Origin of the sequence: Pseudomonas sp. PDM14 (assembly GCF_014851905.1) — a bacterium.
Lineage (GTDB): Bacteria > Pseudomonadota > Gammaproteobacteria > Pseudomonadales > Pseudomonadaceae > Aquipseudomonas.
Genome location: NZ_JACVAQ010000001.1, coordinates 711753 through 733494 on the forward strand (window position 1 = coordinate 711753; position 21742 = coordinate 733494).

Below are 21742 nucleotides of genomic sequence, written 5' to 3' on the forward strand. Positions count from 1 at the left end.
GTACCTGGAGGCAGCGGTGAAGTGGCCGGATCGTGGCCGCTAACGCATTGGATCGCAAGACGCCGGCAAAAGCCACAGTGCGCCCGCGAGCCCGGCGTGCGCGCCAGGCACGATAGCCGGCAACGCTCCTACAGCGGCAGTTGACCGAACGCCCAGCGCATCACGAAGAACACCAGCAGGCCGCCACCGATGGTCGCCAGCAGGTGACGGGTGAGCGCCGCGATGGCGATGGCCGCCAGCCCTGCCAGCAGGTAGGCGTTGTCCAGCGCGAGGGCGAAGTGCTGGCCGTCAGGCAGGAGCATGCCGGGCACGACGATGGCGGTGAGCACCGCGGTCGGCACGTAATGCAAACCCTGGCGTACCAGCGGCGGGAAGCGCAGGTCGGGAAAGGCGAACAGGCTGTAACGGATCGAAAAGGTGATCGCCAGCATGCCGAGAATCAGCCACCAGTTTTCCATCACGCGACCTCCTCGACGACCAGGCCCAGGCGCCGCTCCAGCAGCACGCCGACGACGATGCCACTGAACGCCGCCGCCATCAGCCCGAGCTTGTAGGGCAAGGCGTGGCAGGCCAGCGCTACCGCTGCAGCGACCAGCGCCGCCGCCACCTGCGGGCGATTGCGCAGCATCGGTACGACGATGCCGATGAAGGTCGCCAGCATGGCGAAGTCCAGGCCCCAGGCGGCGATGTTCGGTACGGTCTGGCCGAACACCAGGCCGATCAATGTGCACAACTGCCAGTTGACGTACATCGCCAGCGCCGCACCGAAGAAGTACCAGTGCTTGTACGGCGACTCGTCCAGCTCGGCGTAGCGGGGCTGAACCACGGCGAAGGCCTCGTCGGTCAACCAGAACGCCAGCGGCATGCGCCAGCGTTTGGGCAGGTGGCGCACGAAGGGCTGCAGGCTGGCGCTGTACAGCGCGTGCCGCAAGTTGACGACGAAGGTGGTGAGCAGCACCACGGCCAGGGTCGCGCCGCCGCCGAGCAGGCTGATGGCGATGAACTGCGCCGAGCCGGCGAACACCAGCAGCGACATGCCGATGGTTTGCCAGGGCGTGAGCCCGGCCGCACCGGCCAGGCTGCCGAAGATGATGCCGAACGGCATGGCACCGAGCAGCATCGGCAGCATGTCGCGTACGGCCTGCAGGAATTCGTGTTGACGGGACATGGCGCCTCCTTGAACCGCGAAGGCTAGCTGCTGGCAGGCATGGAGTCTTGAACGATATTGCTCTCGGGCCCGATCAGCCGAGGCAGGCCTTGCGGTATTCGCCAGGGCCGACGCCGTAGGTCTGCTTGAACTGCCGGGTCAGGTGGCTCTGATCGGCGAAGCCCAGCTGCATGGCCACCGCCAGCGGCGCGCAGCCGCTCTTGAGCAGCGCGCGCGCCTGCTCCAGACGTCGCTGGCGCAGCCAGGCATGCGGCGGCAGGCCGGTGGCGCGGCGGAACACGCGGGCGAAGTGGAACGGCGACAACTCGACCGCGGCCGCCAGCTGCTCCAGCGACGGCGGCTCGGCCAGCTGGCTGCCGAGCAACTCCTTGGCCCGTGCCACTGCCTGCGGCTCGCGCCCGGGCGTGGCCGGCAAGGGAATGCGCGCGTGGCGCTGGAACAGCAGCAGGATCGCCTCGCGCCAGGCGGTCTGCTGCTGCAGGGCACTGGCACCGCCATCGAGCAGGCGGTGCAGGTCGCCGAAGGCGCGGTGCAGCTGCGGGTCCTGCAGCACGCTGACGGCGAACGACGGCATACCCCCGCTACCCAGGCCGAGCTCATCGAGCACACCGCCGACCCGCGCGTTGTCCGGGTAGAAGGCGCGATAGCGCCAGCCCTCTTCGTGCGCCTTGGAACCGGTGTGCAGTTCGTCCGGGTTGATCAGCACCATGCTGCCGACCGGCGCCAGGTGGTCGCTGCCGCGGTGGCGAAAGCGCTGCGCGCCGTGTTCGATCACGGTGAAGACGAAGCCTTCATGCACATGCGGGGCGAAGCGCTGCTCTATATAGCGCGCGTGCAGCAGCTCGACGCCACTGAGGGCGTCGGCCTGCCAGAAACGGGTCTGCTCGCGCGGGGCCGGCATGACACTCAGGCGCCGAAACGCGCTTCGAGCTGCTGTTTGACCTGGGGCCACTCGCTGTCGGTGATGCTGAACATCACCGTGCCGTCGAGGCGGCCATCGGCCAGGCGCCGGTGGTTGCGCAGCTCGCCCTCGCGCACCGCGCCGAGCTTGGCGATGGCCGCCTGTGAGCGCAGGTTGCTGGTGGCGGTCTTCAGCTGCACGCGCACCAGTTGCCACTCTTCGAAGGCATGCCGCAGCAACAGGTACTTGATCATGCTGTTCAGGCCGCTGCCGTGCTGGCGGCTGTCGAGCCAGGTGTAGCCGATTTCCGCCGCCGGCAGGCTGGCGTTGAAATCGAAGAAGCGCGTGGTGCCGACCAGTTCGCCGGCCAGGCGGATGGCAAAGACCACAGCGGTTTCCGCGCGATGGTCGGCCAGTGCACTGCGGTACCAGTCCGGGCGGGTGGTGCCGCTCATGTACTGCTGGGATTCACGGTTGGCCTCGGCCAGTTCGAGCAGCGGCGGCAGATCGGCATCGCTCAGCGGGTCAAGGCGCAAGGCGCCCTGCTGCAGCGCGACGGGTTGGGGTTTGAACATGAAGTAACTCCGGTGCAACGATCACGGTCGGTGAGGCGAGGTCTGTTGACGCATCGCCACGACCGCCACGGCGAATGCCCACAGACCCTAACAGGGCGCCTGTCACGGCTCAAGGCGATTGCGACCATCGTCTGCCTGACGACGGGCCTGCCACATGCGAGACTGACAGCATCAACCGAACCTGGTTCGGTACGGCTTTGCCGGGCGCTGCCCGGCTTCTCGTTTTGCGGAGTCTGCATGTCGCTGTCCAGCGGGTTGATCGCCCTGGTCGCCCTGGTCTACATGGCCATCCTGTTCGCCATCGCCTTCTATGGCGACCGTCGCCGCGCGCCGCTGTCGCCGCGCGTGCGTGCCTGGGTCTACAGCCTGTCGCTGGCGGTGTACTGCACCAGCTGGACGTTCTTCGGCGCGGTCGGCCAGTCTGCCGGCCAGCTTTGGTCGTTCCTGCCGATCTACCTCGGGCCGATCCTCCTGCTGCTGTTCGCGCCCTGGGTGCTGCAGAAGATGGTGATGATCAGCAAGCAGGAAAACATCACCTCGATCGCCGACTTCATCGCCGCGCGCTACGGCAAGTCGCAGTCGCTGGCGGTGGTGGTGGCGCTGATCTGCCTGGTCGGCGTGCTGCCCTACATCGCCCTGCAGCTCAAGGGCATCGTGCTCGGCGTCAACCTGCTGATCGGCAGCACGCCCAGCGCCACCCGCGCCCAGGACACCGCGCTGATCGTCTCGCTGGTGCTGGCGCTGTTCACCATTCTGTTCGGCACGCGCAACCTGGATGTCACCGAGCACCACCGCGGCATGGTGCTGGCCATCGCCTTCGAATCGCTGGTCAAGCTGCTGGCGTTCATCGCGGTTGGCGTGTTCGTCACCTGGGGCCTGTTCGACGGTTTCGGCGACCTGCGCCAGCAGGCCCTGCAGGCGCCCGCGCTGAAGGATTTCTGGGCGGAAACGGTGAACTGGCCGGCGATGCTGGTGCAGACCGGCCTGGCCATGGCCGCCATCGTCTGCCTGCCGCGGCAGTTCCACGTCAGCGTGGTGGAGAACATCGAACCCAAGGACCTGCGCCAGGCGCGCTGGGTGTTCCCGGTTTATCTGCTGCTGGCCGCACTGTTCGTCGTGCCCATCGCCCTCGCCGGCCAGCTGTTGCTGCCTGCTGGCGTGCAGCCTGACTCCTTCGTCATCAGCCTGCCGCTGGCCGAAGCGCATCCGACGCTGGCCCTGCTGGCCTTCATCGGCGGTGCCTCGGCGGCCACCGGCATGGTCATCGTCGAGGCCGTGGCGCTGTCGACGATGATCTCCAACGACATGCTGCTGCCGGTGCTGCTGCGGCGCAAAAGCACCGAGCGCCCGTTCGAGGCCTTCCGCCACTGGATGCTCAGCGCGCGCCGCGTGAGCATCGTCGCCATCCTGCTGCTGGCCTACGTCTGCTACCGCCTGCTGGGCACCAACGCCAGCCTGGCGACCATCGGCCAGCTGTCGTTCGCCGCCATCGGCCAACTGGCACCGGCGATGTTCGGTGCGCTGATGTGGAAACAGGCCAACCGCCGTGGCGTGTTCGCCGGCCTCGCCGCCGGCTGCGCACTGTGGTTCTACACCCTGGTGCTGCCACTGGTGGCCGGTGGTCTGCGCTGGTCGCTGGACAGCTTCCCGCTGCTGCCGGAGCTGCTCTATTACCCGGTCGGCATCGAGATCGACCCGCTGACCCGCGGCGTGCTGCTGTCGCTGTTCGGCAACTTCCTGCTGTTCGCCTGGGTCTCTTGGTTCTCCCGCACCCGCGTCTCCGAGCACTGGCAGGCCGGGCGCTTCATCGGCCAGGAACTCATGGCCGCGCCGGGCAACCGCAACCCGCTGGCGGTGCAGATCGCCGACCTGATGGAGCTGGCGGCGCGCTTCGTCGGCGAAGAACGCGCACGGCAGAGTTTCGTGCGCTTTTCCTACCAGCAGGACAAGCCCTTCAACCCCGACCAGAACGCCGACAACGAGTGGATCGCCCACACCGAGCGGCTGCTCGCCGGTGTGCTCGGCGCCTCGTCGACCCGCGCCGTGGTGCGCGCCGCCATCGAAGGCCGCGACATGCAGGTCGAGGACGTGGTGCGCATCGTCGACGAAGCCAGTGAGGTGCTGCAGTTCAACCGTGCCCTGCTGCAAGGCGCGATCGAGAACATCACCCAGGGCATCAGCGTGGTCGACCAGTCGCTGCGCCTGGTGGCCTGGAACCACCGCTACCTGGAACTGTTCGGCTACCCCGAAGGACTGATCGGCGTCGGCCGGCCGATTGCCGACATCATCCGCTACAACGCCGAACGCGGCCTGTGCGGCCCCGGCGATGTCGACGGCCACGTGGCCAAGCGCCTGTACTGGATGCGCCAAGGCAAGCAGCACACCTCCGAACGGCTGTTCCCCAACGGCCGGGTCATCGAGCTGATCGGCAACCCCATGCCGGGCGGCGGCTTCGTCATGAGTTTCACCGACATCACCGCGTTCCGCGAAGCCGAGCAGGCGCTCAAGGATGCCAATGAAGGCCTGGAACAGCGGGTCGACGAGCGCACCCGCGAGCTGTCGCAACTGAACCAGGCGCTGGGCGATGCCAAGGCCACTTCGGAGGCCGCCAACCAGTCGAAGACGCGCTTCCTCGCCGCCGTCAGCCACGACCTGATGCAGCCACTGAACGCCGCGCGGCTGTTCTCCGCCGCCCTCTCCCACCAGCAGGAAGCGCTGCCGCGCGAAGCCCAGGAACTGGTGCGCCACCTGGACAGCTCGCTGCGTTCGGCCGAAGACCTGATCACCGACCTGCTCGACATCTCGCGCCTGGAGAATGGCCGCATCACCCCGGACCTCAGCGGCTTTGCGCTGGGCAGCTTCTTCGAAACCCTGGGTGCCGAGTTCAAGGTGCTGGCCCTGGAGCAGCGCGTCGACTTCCACCTGCGCTCGAGCAAGCTGCGCATCGAAAGCGACCCTAAGCTACTGCGCCGCGTGCTGCAGAACTTCCTCACCAACGCCTTCCGCTACGCCAAGGGCCGCGTGCTGCTCGGCGTGCGCCGTGAAGGCCAGCACCTGCGCCTGGAAGTCTGGGACCGCGGCCCCGGCATTCCCGAGGACAAGCGCAAGGTGATCTTCGAAGAGTTCAAGCGCCTGGACAGCCATCAGACCCGCGCCGAAAAAGGCCTGGGCCTGGGCCTGGCGATTGCCGACGGCCTCTGCCGGGTACTCGGCCATCGTCTGGAAGTACGCTCCTGGCCGGGCAAGGGCAGCGTGTTCAGCGTCAGCGTGCCACTGGCGCGCCAGCCGGCCGTGGCCGCACCGCGCCTGGTCGCCGAGACCAACGGCCATGCCCTCAGCGGCGCCCACGTGCTGTGCATCGACAACGAGGACAGCATCCTCACCGGCATGCACAGCCTGCTGTCGCGCTGGGGCTGCCAGGTGTGGACCGCGCGCAACCGCCTGGAATGCGAGCACCTGCTCGACGAGGACGTACGCCCGCAACTGGCGCTGATCGACTACCACCTCGACGAAGGCGACACCGGCACCGAGCTGATGGCCTGGCTGCGCACGCGCATGGGCGAACCCCTGCCGGGCGTGGTGATAAGTGCCGACGGGCGCCCGGAGCTGGTCGCCGCGGTACACGCCGCCGGCCTCGACTTCCTCGCCAAGCCGGTCAAGCCGGCCGTATTGCGCGCCCTGCTGAGCCGGCACCTGAGCCTTAATTGAGGCCATCGTGGCGGCTGAACGGGTAGGAGCAGGTGAAACCCGCAGGTGCAGCCGGCCGCAACAGCTCGCAGGTTCACCCGCCCCGCGATAGCCACGCAAAAACATCCATAAAATCGATTATTACAGTGGAGTTTTTGCGCTATTTATCGAAGTCAATTCGATAGATCATGCCTGCCATACCCCAGCGCTGCGGCGCACTGACAGGAGCCTGATCATGATCGATATCCGCCCGTTCGCATCCCTTGGCCATGCCCATCACGGCTGGCTGAATGCGCGTCACCACTTTTCCTTCGCCAGCTACCACGACGCCCAACGCAACAACTGGGGTCAGTTGCGCGTGTGGAACGATGACGAGATCGCCGCCAACTCCGGCTTCCCGCCGCACCCGCACCACGACATGGAAATCATCACCTACGTCCGTGAAGGCGCGATCACCCATCGCGACAACCTGGGCAACGAAGGCCGCACCGAAGCGGGCGACGTCCAGGTGATGAGCGCCGGCACCGGCATCGCCCATTCCGAGTACAACCTCGAGGACGTGACCACCAAGATCTTCCAGATCTGGATCATGCCCAACCAGAACGGCAAGGCGCCGTCCTGGGGAGCCAAGCCGTTTCCCAAGGGCGAACGTGCCGGGCAGTTCGTGGTGCTCGCCAGTGGCCACGAGGACGATGGTGACGCCCTGCCCATCCGCGCCGATGCGCGCCTGGTCGCGGCGACGCTGAAGGCCGGGCAAAGCGCCGAGTACCCCTTGGGCCGTGCGCGCAAGGGTTACCTGGTGGCCGCCAAGGGCGAGATCGAGGTCAATGGCGTGCATGCCGCCGAGCGCGATGGCGTGGCCATCGCCCAGGAAGAGGTGGTGCGCATCACTGCGCTGCAGGACAGCGAAGTGATCCTGGTCGACGTCGCCTGAGGCAGGCATGTGCACGGTGCACCGCAGGGTGCATCGTGCACACCGGCCATCTACCCACACCTCTCATGTTGCACCCTACCAATCAGCTACGCGCTGCGTGCGCTAGCCGCACCAGAATCCGTGCTGGGTGCTGCCTATGAATAGCTGAGCTCGAACGCTTAATCGCTGCTTTCTTCATCCAGCAACGGCACACCCGCGGCCCGCTCCAGCAGGTCGGCAGGCAGGCTCTTGCTCGCCCGCGCGCCGAGCAGTTTGAGGTTCTCGACCCGGTTGATCAGGTTGCCGCGGCCTTCGCAGAGTTTGTTGCGCGCCGCGTCGTAGGCCTTGTCCAGCTGCTTGAGGCGGCTGCCCACTTCGTCCAGGTCGCCGATGAAGGCGACGAACTTGTCGTACAGCTGCCCGGCGCGCTCGGCGATGTCGCGCGCGTTCTGGCTCTGCCGCTCCTGCCGCCACAGGCTGTCGATCACCCGCAGGGTGGCCAGCAGCGTGGTCGGGCTGACGATCACCACGTTCTGCTCGAAGGCATCCTGGAACAGGTTCTGGTCGGCCTGCAGGGCCGCGGCGAACGCCGCCTCTATCGGCACGAAGAGCAGCACGAAATCCAGGCTGTGCAACCCGTCCAGGCGCTTGTAGTCCTTGCCGGACAAACCCTTGAGGTGGCTGCGCAGGGACAGCAGGTGCTGCTTCAGTGCCTGCTGGCGGATCACCTCGTCGTCGGCCGCGACGTATTGCTGGTAGGCGGTGAGGCTGACCTTGGCGTCGATGATCACCTGCTTGTCGCCCGGCAGCTGGATCAGCACGTCCGGCTGGAAGCGCTCGCCGTCGGCACCCTTGAGGCTGACCTGGGTTTCGTATTCGCGGCCCTTCTCCAGCCCGGCATGCTCCAGCACCCGCTCCAGCACCAGCTCGCCCCAGTTGCCCTGGGTCTTCTGGCCTTTCAGTGCGCGGGTCAGGTTGGTCGCCTCCTCGCCCAGGCGCTGGTTGAGCTGCTGCAGGCGCTCCAGCTCCTTGGCCAGGGAGAAGCGCTCGCGCGCCTCATTCTGGTAGCTCTCCTCGACGCGTTTCTCGAACGACTGGATGCGCTCCTTCAGCGGGTCGAGCAACTGGCCGAGGCGCAGCTGGCTGCTTTCGGCGAAGCGCTGCTCGCGCTCGTCGAAGATCTTGCCGGCCAGTTCGGCGAATTGCGCGCGCAGCTCGTCGCGGGCGTTCTGCAGATCGCTCAGGCGCTGCTGGTGGTTTTCCTGCTGCTCGCGCAGCTCGGCACTGAGGCCGGCGCCCTGGGCTTCCAGGCGGCGCAACTCGTTTTCCTTCTGTTCGCGTTCGCGCCCCCACTGCTGGGCGGCCTCGCGGGCCGTCTCGCGCTCGACCGCGAGCAGTTCGCTCTCGCGCCGCGCGGCGGCCAGTTCGGCCTGCTGGCGGGCGCTGTCCTGCTGCAGTTCACGCAGCTCATCGAGGCTACCGTCGAGCTGCGCGGACAAACCGTCCTGGGCCAGGCGCGCGGTGCTCAGGCGCTCCTCCAGCAGTTGCCGTTCGGCGTTCTGCACGGCCAGCTTGCGCTGCAGCTGCCAGGCCAGAAACGCCAGCGGTGCAGCCGCCAGCAACAGGCCGAGCAACAGGGAAGAAAGGTCGAAAACGAAAGGCAATGGCACGGGCAAACTCGCTGTCAGGAACGCAATGCCCGGCAGTATACCCAGCGCATCGGGGTGGAATCAGGCGCTTTTATGCAGGGTGTCGAGCAGCCTGACGGCGTCTTGCGAGCCTTGTGCGGCGGCCAGTTCCAGCCAGTGCCGCGCCTGCAGCGGTTCGCGCTGGCGCGGCTGGCTGTAGACCCGGCCCAGCTCCAGCTGCGCGCGCATGTCACCCGAGCGGGCTGCCTGGCGCAGCAGTTCGAGGCCGATGCGGCGGTCACGGGCGTTGCCACAGTCGCGGCAGAGCATCTGCCCCAGGCGGCTCTGCGCTTCCACCACACCCTGGCGGGCGGGTTGTTTGAGCATGCGCCCGGCGAGGCGTTTGACGCTGGCGTTACAGCCCAGTCGTGGGCGATCCAGCAACCACAGGGCCATGCGCATCGGCAGGCGGGCACCATCGGCGGCGGGAGACTGAGCAGGCAGAACGCGAGACTTCATGGGAACGGCTGGTGGCGGCGAAGGCGCGCCACTCTACTCTCTTTTTTTCTCCGGTAAAGACTTGCCAAAAGCTGGCGAACTCGCTCTAGAACGAGCGCCCGGACAATCCACAGAAGCTGTGGATAACTCCGTGGACAACTTGATGAAAACTAAGCTCACGAGTGATGGTGTGGGGCCTGAGGTCAAACTGGTGCTTTTTTCACCAACAAAAAAAGTCCTTATTTTTCAATGCATTGAAAATTGGCAACGAAGAATCAAGCAGTTACGGCGGTTTATGACAGAAGCTTGACAAGGTGCTTCGCCATTGTGCACAAGTCTCGCGGCCGGCCTTGCCAGCGCCCCGTTTCAGGGCGGCACGCGGCGCCCCGCCTGGCTCCTGGCTTTCAGCCGGTGGCCAGTATTTCGCCACTGCGTCGCAACGGTCGAAAGCGGGCACGCCGGCTGCGACACGCAACCGCGCGCCGATTCACCGCAGGCACTGTCGGATTCCCTGCGTGCACTCGACCGCTGGTCGCATCGAAAGGAAAAATCCGCCCGCTCGCGCCTGCGGCATATGTTCGCAGGCGCCCTGCTCCGCCCTGCGCAGCCACCATCGGAATTCCCCCTAAGGCGCCCGTAGGGGTCCCCCCGATTTCGTCCGACCGCGCCCTTGCCTATCGTTCGCCGCACTTGAATCCACACCGGGAACCACACCGTGCTGGCTTACTGCACCCTCTGGCTGGGCATCCTCATCAGCGTCGCCGGACTCGCCCTGGGCATGCCCTGGCTGAGTGCCGGCGGCGTCTTTATTGCTGGCGTGGCCGGGCTGTTCCTGCGCCCGCGTCCGGTGGCGCCGCACGTCGAAGACAGCAGGCCGCAGGCCGTTGAAACCGCACCCACCGACTGCCAGCCGCTGCTGCAGGCCGTGCTGCCGGCCTGGCACGAGAACCTCGGCCAGGTGCGTCAGCTGCTCGGGCGCAACGTCGGCCAGCTGTTCGAGCGCTTCGCCGGCCTCAGCCAGCGCCTGGAGCAGACCCTCGGTCGCTCGGAAAGCGTGCTCGGCGGCAACGGCATGGGCAACAGCCTGCGCCAGGCCCAGGTGCGCCTGGACGAAGTGACCACCGCCTTCCACACCGCCAGTGCGCGCAAGAGCGAACTGCTCGGCACCATCGGCCACCTCGACGCCTACGCCAGCGAGCTGCAGAGCATGTCCAAGCACGTGCAGGACATCGCCAGCCAGACCAACCTGCTGGCCCTCAACGCAGCGATCGAAGCGGCCCGCGCCGGTGACTACGGCCGCGGCTTCTCGGTGGTCGCCGACGAGGTGCGCAAGCTCTCCAGCCTGTCCGCGGAAACCGGCCAGCGGATGGTGGAAAAGGTCGGCGAAATCAACCGCGCGATCCGCTCTACCGTCACCGCCGCCAGCGAGCTGTCGAGCAGCGAGGAAAGCAACCTGCGCTACCTCGACCAGGTCGCCGGGGAAATCATGCAGGGCCTGAGCAGCAACCTCAGCGAGCTGGAAGACACCTCGCGCGAGCTGCAGCAGGACACCCGCATGACCCGGGGCGACATCCAGGAAATCATCGTCAGCCTGCAGTTCCAGGACCGCTCCGACCAGATGCTCGACCACCTGCAGCTCGACCTCGACCGCCTGCGCCACGCCCTGCAGGCGCAGGACCCGATCCTCACCCAGCCGCAGCGCTGGCTCAGCGAGTTGCACAGCCAGTTCACCACCGACGAGGAACGAGGCACCAGCCGCGCCAGCTCCCGCGGGCGGCCGCCGGCCGCCAGCGAAGTCACCTTTTTCTAGACAGCCCTTTTTCCACGTTTCCCGGAGCTTCAAGCAATGGCCAAAACCATCCTGATCGTCGACGACTCGCTGTCCATGCGCCAACTGGTGAAGATGACCCTGACCGGTGCCGGTCACCAGGTCATCGAGGCCGTCGACGGTCGCGACGCCCTGAGCAAGCTCAACGGGCAGAAGATCAACCTGATCATCAGCGACGTGAACATGCCCAACCTCGACGGCATCGGCCTGGTCAAGGAGATCAAGGCGCGCAACGACTACCGCTTCACGCCCATCGTCATGCTCACCACCGAAAGCGAGCAGAGCAAGAAGGCCGAAGGCCAGGCAGCCGGCGCCAAGGCGTGGATCGTCAAACCCTTCCAGCCCCAGCAACTGCTGGCGGCCGTCGACAAGTTGGTGGGCTGAGATGTTTAGCCTGACCTACGACAGCAACGCCCAGCCAGCGCAGATGACCATCGCCGGCAGCCTGACCATCTATGAAGTGCGCGAGGCGCACAGCGCACTGATCGACCTGCTCACCGCGGACAACGCGGTCAATACCTGGCATCTGGACCTCAGTGCCCTGGAAGAACTGGACACTGCGGGCGCGCAGCTGCTGCTGTCGGTGCGCAAGTTCCTCCAGCAGGCCGGCATCAGCCTGGTCACGCACAACCCGTGTGCCGCAGTGGTCGAGCTGTTGGACCTGCTGCGCCTGAATGCCCTGCAGCCCGCCGCCGAGCCGGCGCACGCCTGATCCGGAGGCCACCATGCTCAATGGCGAACAGTGGAGCCAGCTGCTGCAGGGCTTCGTCGAAGAAGCCGGCGACCTGACCAAGCAGGCCGAGGAATACCTGCTGCAACTCGACCAGCAGCCCCAGGACGAGGCCGCGATCAACGGCCTGTTCCGCGCCATGCATACGCTCAAGGGCTCGGCCGGGCTGTTCTCGCTGACGCCCCTGGTGAGCTTCACCCATCACCTGGAAAACCTGCTGATGGCAGTGCGCGACGGCGAGCGCACGCTGAACCCGGCGCTGGTCTCGGTGATGCTGCGCTGCCTCGACGAGCTGGCCTCGATGGTCGCGCTGATCGACGTCGACAGCGGCGAGCTGCCGGTCGACACCCAGCACCAGAACGAACTGCTCGCCGCCCTCGCCGAACACGGCGCCGCGCCGGGCACCATCGCCCTGCTCGATGTCAGCGCCGAGACCTGTGCCAACCGCGGACGCATGGCCGCCTGCGCCAGTTGCGACGCCGAGGGTGCCTGGCACATTTCCCTGCGCTTCCATGCCGACCTGCTGCGCAACGGCTTCGACCCGGCGGCGTTCGTCCGCTACCTGAGCCGCCTGGGCGACATCCTCAACCTCGACCTGATCGACGACCAGCTGCCGACGCTCACCGAGCTCGACCCGGAAAGCTGCTACCTGGGCCTGGAAATCGCCCTGTGCAGCGCCGCGAGCAAGGCCGAGATCGAGGAAGTCTTCGAGTTCATCCGTGACTTCTGCACCCTGCGCATCCTGCCGCCAGACAGCGCCCTGGGCGACTACCTGCAACTGATCCAGGACCTGCCCGAACGCGACGCGCGCATCGGCAGCATCCTGGTTGCCAGCGGCCTGCTCACCGAACACGAACTGGAACAGGGCCTGGCCCTGCAGGCGCAGGCCGAGCAGGACAAGCCGGCACTCGGCACCGTGCTGGTCGAGGAAGGCCTGATCGCCCCGCAGGTGGTCGACGCGGCGCTGGCCAAACAGAAGACCGCGCGCGAACGCAAAGCCCAGGAAAACACCCAGATCCGCGTCGCCGCGCACAAGCTCGACGAGCTGATCAACCTGGTCGGAGAGCTGGTGATCAGCGCCGCCGGCGCCCAGTTGCACGCGCAGATGCACGGCGACGGCAACTGCGTGGAAAGCACGCAGACGGTCAACCAGCACGTCGAACAGATCCGCGAAGCGGCGCTGAAGCTGCGCATGATCGAGATCGGCGACACCTTCAACCGCTTCCACCGCGTGGTGCGTGACGTCAGCCAGCAGCTGGGCAAGAACATCCGCCTGGACATCCGCGGCGCCGACACCGAGCTGGACAAGTCGGTGATCGACAAGCTCGCCGACCCGCTGACCCACCTGGTGCGCAACGCCATCGACCACGGCATCGAATCCGCCGAGCAGCGCCGCGCCGCCGGCAAGAGCGCCGAGGGCCAGCTGCGCCTCAACGCCTTCCACGAGTCGGGGATGATCGTCATCGAGGTCAGCGACGACGGCAACGGCCTGAACACCGCGCGCATCCGCGAGAAAGCCATAGAGCGCGGGCTGATCGACGCCCAGGCCAACCTCAGCGACGCCGACGTGCACATGCTGATCTTCGCCGCCGGCTTCTCCACCGCCGACGCGGTGTCCGACCTGTCCGGTCGCGGTGTCGGCATGGACGTGGTGCGCAGCGCCATCGACGCCCTGCGCGGCAGCATCGAAATCGACTCCATGCCCGGCCAGGGCAGCACCTTCCGCATCCGCCTGCCGCTGACCCTGGCGATCATCGACGGCTTCCTCGTCAGCCTCGGCGACGAGTACTTCGTGGTGCCGCTGGACCTGGTCACCGAATGCCTGGAGCTGAGCGCCGAGCAGATGGCCGAGTGCGCCTACGGCTACCTCAACCTGCGCGGCAAGCCGCTGCCGTGCATCGACCTGGCCGCGCACTTCGAGCTGCCGGCCAGCCACAGCAAGCGGCGCAACGTCATCGTCGTCAACCTCGGCCGCCAGCAGGCCGGGCTGATCGTCGACAGCCTGCACGGCGAGCTGCAAACCGTGATCAAGCCGCTCGGCCTGCTGTTCCAGCACCTGCAGGGCATCAGCGGTTCCACCATCCTCGGCTCCGGGCAGATCGCCCTGATCCTCGATATCGCCAGCCTGTTCCGGCGCCTGCAACACAGCGCCGAGGCCGACTCGCGCGCCAACCAACCGCGCCCCGACCTGATGGGCTCGTAGGAGACACCACCATGCAATCCATCCGCAACATGAAGATCGGCGTACGCCTGATCGCCGGCTTTACCCTGGTGGTGCTGTTGACCGCCGCCGTCGGTGCCCTGGGTATCGTCAACCTGGGCAAGGTCAACGAACTCTCCGACCAGATGTACGAGCGCGAGATGACCGCGCTGGAGAACATGCAGAACGCCAACATCAACCTGGTGTATGCCGGGCGCCACCTGCGCAGCAGCCTGCTGGCGACCACGCCCGAGGAACGCGCGCACACCATCAACCAAGTGCAGGACGCGCTCAAGGCCATGCACGACAGCCTGGAGAAGGCCCGCCCGAGCTTCACCAGCCCCGAGTCGCTGGCGCAGCTGGAAACCCTCACCCGCGAGCTGAGCGACTACGAAAAGACCGCCCTGCAGATGCTCGAACTCAACCGCGCATCCGGTCGCTTCGCCGAGGCAACGGAGTTCACCGCGCTGATGCCGCAGCTGCGCAGCGAAGGCAACGCCGCCGACGCCACCATCGGCAACCTGGTCGAGCAGAAGAAACTGCGCGCCAAGGAAGCCAACGACGGCATCACCACCATCTACCTCGATTCGCGCCTGCAGATGATCGTGCTGGTGCTGATCGCCGCCGTGCTCGGCTTCGCCATCGGCATCCTGGTCACGCGCAGCATCTCGCGTCCGCTGAACCGTGCCGTGGCCGCCGCCAACAGCCTGGCCGAGGGCGACCTCAACGTCAGCATCAGCGTCGACAGCCAGGACGAGACCGGCAAGCTGCTGGCCGCCATGCAGAACATGAGCGAACGCCTGCGCAGCGTGATGGCCGATGTGCGCAGCGCCGCCGACTCGCTGTCCTCGGCCTCCGAGGAAGTCAGCGCGACCTCGCAGTCGCTGAGCCAGGCCGCCACCGAACAGGCCGCCAGCGTCGAGGAAACCACCGCCTCGGTGGAGCAGATGTCCGCCTCCATCGCGCAGAACACCGACAGCGCCCAGGTCACCGACGGTATCGCCGGCAAGGCCGCCAACGACGCGGTCGAGGGTGGCCAGGCCGTGCGCGAAATGGTCCAGGCGATGAAACAGATCGCCGACAAGATCGGCATCATCGACGACATCGCCTACCAGACCAACCTGCTGGCGCTCAACGCCGCCATCGAAGCCGCGCGCGCCGGTGACCACGGCAAGGGCTTCGCGGTGGTCGCCGCCGAAGTGCGCAAACTGGCCGAGCGCAGCCAGGTGGCCGCGCAGGAAATCGGCGGCGTGGCGAGCAACAGCGTGAGCCTGGCCGAACAGGCCGGCAAGCTGCTCGACGAGATCGTGCCGAACATCCAGAAGACCTCCGACCTGGTGCAGGAAATCACCGCCGCCTCGCAGGAGCAGTCCAGCGGCGCCGCGCAGATCAACATCGCCATGGGCCAGATGAACCAGATCACCCAGCAGAACGCCTCGGCCTCCGAGGAGCTGGCGGCCACCGCCGAAGAGATGAACGCCCAGGCCAGCCAGTTGCAGGAGCTGATCGGTTTCTTCCGCCTCGACGCCTTCCAGGCCGCGCACAAGCCGCTGCGCCCGGAGCGCAGCGCGGGCGGCGGCAACGTGCGCGAACTGCGCCGCAGCGAGCGCAAGGCACCGCCGGCCCTGGCCGACGAAGGCCAGTTCGTCAGTTTCAACTGAGGAGCCGCGAGCATGAACAACCTTCAGGCGATCGTGCCGGCGAGCCCGCCGGCCAGCGTCCAGCACCTGTCGTTTCGCGTGCGCCAGGCGCGCTACGCGCTGCCCATCGAGCTGGTCCGCGAGATCATCGAGTACGGCCAGATCACCACCGTGCCGATGATGCCGCCGTTCATCCACGGGGTGATCAACCTGCGTGGCAACGTGGTGCCGGTGCTCGACCTCGCCGCGCGCTTCGGTTTCGAGCTGAGCGTGCCGAACAAGCGCACCTGCATCGTCATCATCGAACTCAACCTAGATGAGGAGCAGCAGCGCATCGGCCTGGTGGTCGACGCGGTGGACGCGGTGCTCGATATCGAGGCCGGCAACGTCGAGCAGGCGCCGCCGTTCGGCGCCGGTATCCGCACCGACTTCATCGCCGGCATGGCGCGTGACGAGCGCGGCTTCACCATCATCCTCGACGTGCGTCGGGTGCTTTCGCTGGACGACATCAGGCAGCTGAGCCTGGCCCAGCAGGCCGGTTGATGCCCACGGCGAGCCTGCCCAAACTCAGCGACGGCGATTTCCGTCACCTGCAGCGGATGATGCTGGAGGCCTCCGGCATCCGCATGGCCGAGCAGAAGCGCATGCTCATGGCCGGGCGCCTGATGTGCCGCCTGCGTGCCCTGCAGCTGAGCAGCTACGGCGACTACCTGAAGATTCTCGACGACCCCGAGGAAAAGGAAGAACGGCGCCTGGTGATCGACCTGCTGACCACCAATGAAACCTACTTCTTCCGCGAGCCGCAGCACTTCCAGGTGCTCGGCGAATGGGCCGCCACTCAGCGCCGCGGGCTGCGCCTGTGGAGCGCCGCCAGCTCCTCCGGCCAGGAGGCCTACAGCATGGCCATGACCCTCGCCGAGCATGCACAGAGCCAGGACTGGTCGATCTTCGGCAGCGACCTCAGCCGCCGCGTGCTGGACAAGGCGCGTCACGCCACCTACCCGCTGGAGCAGGCCGAGCACATTCCCGCCGAGCTGCTCAGGCGCCACTGCCTGCGCGGCGTCGGCGCCAGTGACGGGCTGTTCCGCGTGGCCCAGCCGCTGCGGCAGAAGGTGCGCTTCGACGAGGTCAACCTGATGCGCACCCTGCCCCGCGACCTCGGCCCGTTCGACGTGATCTTCCTGCGCAACGTGCTGATCTACTTCGCCAGCGACGAGAAGCGCGCCATCGTCTCCCGCCTGCTCGACCGCCTGCGCCCCGGCGGCCTGCTGTTCATCGGCCATGCCGAGAGCCTGCACGGCTTCAACCTGCCGCTGCGTGCGGTGCGCCCCTCCGTGTTCGAACGCCTGTGAGCCGACCAACCATGACCACTGCCAAGAGCCCTACCCGATGATCAAAGTCTTCATCGTCGACGATTCGGCGCTGGTGCGTCAGGTACTCACCGCCTGCCTGGACAGCCACCCGAACATCCAGGTCATCGGCCAGGCCGCCGACCCGATCTTCGCCCTGGAGAAGATGCGCAAGCAGTGGCCCGACGTGCTGGTGCTGGACGTGGAAATGCCGCGCATGGACGGCATCACCTTCCTGCGCAAGATCATGGCCGAACGACCGACGCCGTCGATCATCTGTTCGACCCTCACCGAAGCCGGCGCGGCGATCACCCTCGACGCCCTGGCCGCTGGCGCAGTCGGCGTGTTCACCAAGGCCAGGCTGGGCCTCAAGGACAGCCTGCAGCAGATCTCCGGCGACCTGATCCGGCAGATCGAGATGGCCGCGCGCAGCCAGCCGCACGCCATGCCGCGCAAGGTCGCCGCACCGACCGCCACACCGGCGCCGGCCGCCAGTGCCGACACCCCCGCGAAGGTGCACCTGACCACCACCGACCGCGTGGTCGCCCTCGGCACCTCCACCGGCGGCACCCAGGCCCTGGAAGTGGTGCTGCGCCAGTTGCCGGTGGACTGCCCCGGCATCGTCATCGTCCAGCACATGCCGGAGAAGTTCACCGCCGCCTTCGCCCAGCGCCTCGACAGCGTCTGCGCCATCGACGTGCGCGAGGCACGGCACATGGACCGCGTGCGGCCCGGCCTGGCCCTGGTGGCGCCCGGCGGCAAGCACATGCAGCTCAAGCGCAGCGGCGCGCAGTACTTCGTCGAGGTGCTCGACGGCCCGCCGGTGAACCGCCACAAGCCCTCGGTGGACGTGCTGTTCCGCTCCGTGGCCAAGCACGCCGGGCACAACGCCCTCGGCGTGATCATGACCGGCATGGGTGACGACGGCGCCCGCGGCCTGCTGACCATGCGCGAAGCCGGCGCCCGCACGGTGGCCCAGGACGAGGCCAGCTGCGTGGTCTTCGGCATGCCCAAGGAAGCGCTGAAACTCGGCGCCGCACAAAGCAGCGAAGCGCTCGGCGCCCTGCCCGGTCTGATCGTCCAGTACGCCCGCGGGCATTCCGGCAAGCAGGCGGAAGCGGCGAAATAGACGCCTGCGTCCGTCGCGCCAGGAAATCCGCCGTCAAGGAAACTGTCCCGTCGGTCAATCCGCGCGAACCTTTCGCCCGCTCCGTCACTCCTTACCAGTACGGCCCGCTCGCCCTCCAGGCGAGCCCAGGCGCCGCCCGAGGAGATTGCCTGTCATGTTCCGCGCCACCCTGCACAAGGACTTGCCATGACCTGCCGCCTGCTGCTGGCGGACGACCATGCGCTGATCCGAGTCGGCGTGAGGGCGATGATCAGCGACCTGGACGGCTACGAGATCGTCGGCGAGGCCGAGGACGGTCGGCAGACCGTCGAGTTGGCCCAGGAGCTGCAGCCGGACATCATCCTGCTGGACGTGTCCATGCATGGCGTCAGCGGCCTGGAAGCGTTGCAACAGCTCGGCAGCGCCGTACCCGATGCGCGGGTGCTGATGCTGTCCATGCACACCGATGCCGAGGTGGTGCTCTCCGCCCTGGAGAAAGGCGCCTACGGCTACCTGCTCAAGGACGCGGCGATGGCCGAATTGCACTTGGCGCTGAAGGCGGTCGACCGTGGCCAGCGCTACCTGAGCAGCGCCATCGCCCAACCGGTGATCGAGCAGGCCCTGTCACGCAGCCAGGCGCCCGCCGGTGAGGCCGCGCTGACCCAGCGCCAGGTGGAAATCCTGCGCCTGATCAGCCGTGGCACCTCGACCCGCGCCATCGCCGACGGCCTCGGCCTGAGCGTGAAGACGGTGGAAGCGCACCGCGCGCAGATCATGAAGCGCCTGAACATCCACGACGTGCCGGGCCTGGTGCTCTACGCCGTGCGTGAAGGAATCATCAGCGCCGACGACTGACCCGGTGACGCCTCCCGCCCCGACAATCAGTCCAGCGTCTGGTCGTCGCGCAGCAGTACGAACAGGCGGCCCTTGTCGCCTTCGCTGTAGTCCTCGACGCAGTACATCACCACCTCGCCCAGCCCCGGCATGGTCGCGACGTAGTCGCCGACCGAGGCCTGGAAATAGGCCTTGGAACCCGGCTTGGCCTCGCATTCGATGTAGGCGGTGACGAACAGCGCGGGGTCGCTGTCGGCGAAGAAATCCTCGCGCTCCTGGGCATCCCACTCCACCGGCGCGACGAAGGGGCCGGTGAACAGCACCTTGGCGTCGCCCAGGTCGAGCTCTTCGGCATCCAGGTCGGTCTCGTCCGGGCGGTACACGGTGCAATCCTGCGCCTGAGGGTTGTCGAGAATGGCCTGGCGGTGGTGCGGATCGGGCTGGGACATGGGGGCTCCGTTCGGGCTGCGAGATGAGCTGCGCGCGGGCGCAGGGCAAGAGGGTCGCCACCTTCCGCGTCTGCGCGGCGGCCGTCAATGGGGCCGCGCGCGCAGGCGCGAAACGACAGGCGGATTGGTGTGCCGATCTTCCCCGGAATTGGCTATTTGTCCAAGTGCCGACGCGGCTTACCGTACTGCCACACCCACCGCCACCCGCGCCCGAGGACACCACCATGACCGCCCGTATCGACTTCTACGCCGCCTCCCCCGAGGCCCTCAAGGCCATGCTGGCCCTGGAGGGCGCCATCTCCAAGCTGCCACTGGAGAAATCCCTGATCGAACTGGTCAAGACCCGCGCCTCGCAGATCAACGGCTGCGCCTTCTGCGTCGACATGCACACCGCCGATGCCCGCAAGGCCGGCGAGAGCGAGCGCCGCTTGTACGCCGTGGCGGTCTGGCGCGAAGCGCCGTTCTTCAACGAGCGTGAGCGCGCCGCCCTGGCCTGGACCGAAGCCCTGACCCTGGTCGCCGAAACCCGCGCCCCGGACGCCGACTACGCCCTGCTCGAAACGCACTTCAGCGCCAAGGAAATGGTCGACCTGAGCGTCGCCATCGCCACCATCAACGCCTGGAACCGCCTGGCCGTTGGCTTTCGCAAGATGCCCGCCGAATAAGGGCGAAGGCATGCGGGTTCTGCTGCACGGCATCCCTACCCTATGCAGCCCAGTGCAAGACCCGGATTCGCTCCGGGCTGCTCAGGTGATCTGCTCGAGGATGTCGCGCACGCGGTCCAGCGCCGGGTCGATATCCAGCGTCTCGATGGCGCCGTAGCCGATCATCAGGCCGTCACGCGGCGGGCTGTCGTGGAAGAACGGCGCCAGCGGGTACAGGCCGACCTCGACCTTGTGCGCCAGCTCGACCAGCAGCGCGATGTTCAGCGGCACCTTGCACAGCACTGCCAGGTGGAAGCCGGCGGTCGACGGCACGATCTCGAACCAGGTCGCCAAATCGCCGGCGAAGCGCTGCAGGATGCGCTCGCGGCGGCTGGCGTAGACCGCGTGGCAGCGGCGGATGTGCTTGAGCAGGTGGCCCTCGGCGATGAAGCGGGCCAGGGTCCACTGCGGCAGTGTCGAGGTGTGCCAGTCCGTCAGCTGCTTGGCCTTGATCACCGCCGGCCGGATCGCCGGTGGCAGCACCGCATAGCCGATGCGCAGCTCCGGCAGCAGGGTCTTGGAAAAGGTCCCGACGTAGGCGACCACGCCACGCGTGTCCATGCTCTGCAGCGAATCGGTGGGCCGCCCTTCGTAGCGGAACTCGCAGTCGTAGTCGTCCTCGATGATCAGCGCGCCCTGGGCGTGCGCCGCCTCCAGCAACGCCTCGCGTCGCGCCAGGCTCATCGGCATGCCCAGCGGAAACTGGTGCGACGGGGTCACGTAGATCAGCCGTGCATCGGCAGGAATTCTCTCGACCTGGATGCCATCGGCGTCCACCGGCACCCCGACCACTCGCGCGCCGAGGGCGACGAACAGCAAGCGCGCCGGCGTGTAGCCGGGGTCTTCCATGGCCACCGTGCAGCCGGGCTCGATCAGCACGCGGGCGATCATGTCCAGCGCCTGCTGCGCGCCACTGCACACCACGAGATCGTCCGCCTGGCAGTTCACCCCGCGGGCGAAGGCGATGTAGCGGGCGATGGCGTCGCGCAGCGCGGTCAGCCCTTCCGGCTGGCTGTAGAAGCCGCGCTCACGAGCCATCTGCCGCAGCGCGTGCTGGGTGCAGCTGCGCCAGTCGTCCTGGTGAAACAGGTTCTTGCTGATAGCCCCGCCGATGAATTCGCAACGCAGCGCGCCGGCCAGCTGCGGATGAAGGAACGGCACCACGATGTTCTGCCAGCGCGCGATGGCCGCGGCACTGGCCAGCGCGGGCGCACTCGGCCTGGGCAGCGCGCGGGCACCACGGGCGTTGACGAAGGTGCCGCTGCCGACCTTGCCGATCAGCAGGCCGTCATAGGTCAGCAGCGCGTAGGTGTCGGAGACGGTCCTGCGCGAAATGCCCAGCTGCTCGGCCAGCAGGCGTGAAGGTGGCAGGCGGGTGCCGGCGGCCAGGCGACCGCTTTCGATGGCCTCGCGCAGCTGGGTGTAGAGCTGCTCGCCCAGGTCCTTGCGGCCATGGATGACGACATGAAGTTCCATCGGTTCTCCGTCCCGGCGAACGCCAATCAGGCCCTAAGCGTATCCGCAACCCGC

The 21742-nt window shown here is 67.2% G+C and carries 21 protein-coding genes; 13 read left to right on the plus strand and 8 right to left on the minus strand.

From position 1 onward, the window contains the following. Window positions 1-128: 128 nt before the first annotated feature. The 4 genes from IB229_RS03320 to IB229_RS03335 form a co-directional block, all read right to left on the minus strand. A complete protein-coding gene (locus IB229_RS03320; RefSeq protein ID WP_192324930.1) occupies window positions 129-458 on the minus strand; it encodes an AzlD domain-containing protein in 330 nt (109 codons plus the stop codon). Then, window positions 458-1168 (minus strand): AzlC family ABC transporter permease, encoded by a 711-nt coding sequence (locus IB229_RS03325; protein WP_192324931.1) that lies wholly within the window; start codon window positions 1166-1168, stop codon window positions 458-460. Before IB229_RS03325 ends, IB229_RS03320 begins: the two co-directional genes overlap by 1 nt. A 73-nt stretch (window positions 1169-1241) precedes the next feature. Further along, window positions 1242-2069, minus strand: coding sequence for an AraC family transcriptional regulator (locus IB229_RS03330; protein WP_192324933.1), 828 nt, complete (start codon window positions 2067-2069; stop codon window positions 1242-1244). Window positions 2070-2074: 5 nt separating this feature from the next. After that, entirely contained in the window at window positions 2075-2644 is a 570-nt protein-coding gene (locus IB229_RS03335) for a GNAT family N-acetyltransferase (RefSeq protein ID WP_192324935.1), read from the minus strand. A gap of 237 nt (window positions 2645-2881) precedes the next feature. Between IB229_RS03335 and IB229_RS03340 the strand changes: the two genes are divergently transcribed. Both IB229_RS03340 and IB229_RS03345 read left to right on the plus strand, forming a co-directional pair. Then, window positions 2882-6352: a PAS domain-containing hybrid sensor histidine kinase/response regulator gene (locus tag IB229_RS03340; protein ID WP_192324937.1), complete on the plus strand. Its 3471-nt coding sequence runs from the start codon at window positions 2882-2884 to the stop codon at window positions 6350-6352. A gap of 214 nt (window positions 6353-6566) precedes the next feature. Next, window positions 6567-7265 (plus strand): pirin family protein, encoded by a 699-nt coding sequence (locus IB229_RS03345; RefSeq protein ID WP_192324939.1) that lies wholly within the window; start codon window positions 6567-6569, stop codon window positions 7263-7265. Window positions 7266-7423: 158 nt separating this feature from the next. On the opposite strand, the gene rmuC is transcribed toward IB229_RS03345, so the two are convergent. Next, entirely contained in the window at window positions 7424-8788 is a 1365-nt protein-coding gene (gene rmuC / locus IB229_RS03350; protein WP_192329217.1) for a DNA recombination protein RmuC, read from the minus strand. A gap of 186 nt (window positions 8789-8974) precedes the next feature. Next, window positions 8975-9391 (minus strand): tetratricopeptide repeat protein, encoded by a 417-nt coding sequence (locus IB229_RS03355; protein WP_192324941.1) that lies wholly within the window; start codon window positions 9389-9391, stop codon window positions 8975-8977. On the opposite strand from IB229_RS03355, the gene IB229_RS03360 reads away from it, so the two are divergent. The 10 genes from IB229_RS03360 to IB229_RS03405 all read left to right on the plus strand — a co-directional run bounded on the left by IB229_RS03360 (window position 9390) and on the right by IB229_RS03405 (window position 19080). Next, window positions 9390-9680 carry a hypothetical protein gene (locus IB229_RS03360; protein ID WP_192324944.1) on the plus strand — a complete coding sequence of 97 codons (291 nt, stop codon included), beginning with the start codon at window positions 9390-9392 and terminating at the stop codon, window positions 9678-9680. The genes IB229_RS03355 and IB229_RS03360 overlap by 2 nt on opposite strands. A 762-nt stretch (window positions 9681-10442) precedes the next feature. Further along, window positions 10443-11180, plus strand: a complete 738-nt coding sequence (locus IB229_RS03365) for a methyl-accepting chemotaxis protein (RefSeq protein ID WP_263864156.1) — start codon at window positions 10443-10445, stop codon at window positions 11178-11180. Between the two features lie 36 nt (window positions 11181-11216). Further along, window positions 11217-11582 (plus strand): response regulator, encoded by a 366-nt coding sequence (locus IB229_RS03370; protein WP_192324946.1) that lies wholly within the window; start codon window positions 11217-11219, stop codon window positions 11580-11582. A gap of 1 nt (window position 11583) precedes the next feature. Beyond that, on the plus strand, window positions 11584-11910 hold the full coding sequence (locus tag IB229_RS03375; protein ID WP_192324948.1) for a lipid asymmetry maintenance protein MlaB: 327 nt from the start codon (window positions 11584-11586) through the stop codon (window positions 11908-11910). Between the two features lie 13 nt (window positions 11911-11923). After that, entirely contained in the window at window positions 11924-14131 is a 2208-nt protein-coding gene (locus IB229_RS03380) for a chemotaxis protein CheA (protein WP_192324950.1), read from the plus strand. An 11-nt stretch (window positions 14132-14142) separates the two neighbouring features. After that, window positions 14143-15789 carry a methyl-accepting chemotaxis protein gene (locus tag IB229_RS03385; RefSeq protein WP_192324952.1) on the plus strand — a complete coding sequence of 549 codons (1647 nt, stop codon included), beginning with the start codon at window positions 14143-14145 and terminating at the stop codon, window positions 15787-15789. Between the two features lie 12 nt (window positions 15790-15801). Further along, window positions 15802-16311 carry a chemotaxis protein CheW gene (locus IB229_RS03390; protein ID WP_192324954.1) on the plus strand — a complete coding sequence of 170 codons (510 nt, stop codon included), beginning with the start codon at window positions 15802-15804 and terminating at the stop codon, window positions 16309-16311. After that, complete coding sequence (locus IB229_RS03395; protein WP_192324956.1) at window positions 16311-17120, plus strand: CheR family methyltransferase; 810 nt, start codon at window positions 16311-16313, stop codon at window positions 17118-17120. The genes IB229_RS03390 and IB229_RS03395 overlap by 1 nt, the downstream gene beginning before the upstream one ends. Window positions 17121-17157: 37 nt before the next feature. Further along, window positions 17158-18246 carry a protein-glutamate methylesterase/protein-glutamine glutaminase gene (locus IB229_RS03400; RefSeq protein ID WP_192324958.1) on the plus strand — a complete coding sequence of 363 codons (1089 nt, stop codon included), beginning with the start codon at window positions 17158-17160 and terminating at the stop codon, window positions 18244-18246. Between the two features lie 186 nt (window positions 18247-18432). Further along, window positions 18433-19080 (plus strand): response regulator transcription factor, encoded by a 648-nt coding sequence (locus IB229_RS03405; protein ID WP_192324960.1) that lies wholly within the window; start codon window positions 18433-18435, stop codon window positions 19078-19080. Between the two features lie 26 nt (window positions 19081-19106). Here the strand turns inward: IB229_RS03405 and IB229_RS03410 are convergent, their stop codons facing one another. Beyond that, window positions 19107-19508 (minus strand): hypothetical protein, encoded by a 402-nt coding sequence (locus IB229_RS03410; protein WP_192324962.1) that lies wholly within the window; start codon window positions 19506-19508, stop codon window positions 19107-19109. Window positions 19509-19732: 224 nt separating this feature from the next. Between IB229_RS03410 and IB229_RS03415 the strand changes: the two genes are divergently transcribed. Next, window positions 19733-20173 (plus strand): carboxymuconolactone decarboxylase family protein, encoded by a 441-nt coding sequence (locus IB229_RS03415; protein ID WP_192324963.1) that lies wholly within the window; start codon window positions 19733-19735, stop codon window positions 20171-20173. 81 nt (window positions 20174-20254) lie between these two features. Here the strand turns inward: IB229_RS03415 and IB229_RS03420 are convergent, their stop codons facing one another. Next, on the minus strand, window positions 20255-21688 hold the full coding sequence (locus IB229_RS03420) for a PLP-dependent aminotransferase family protein (protein WP_192324965.1): 1434 nt from the start codon (window positions 21686-21688) through the stop codon (window positions 20255-20257). Window positions 21689-21742 lie beyond the last annotated feature (54 nt).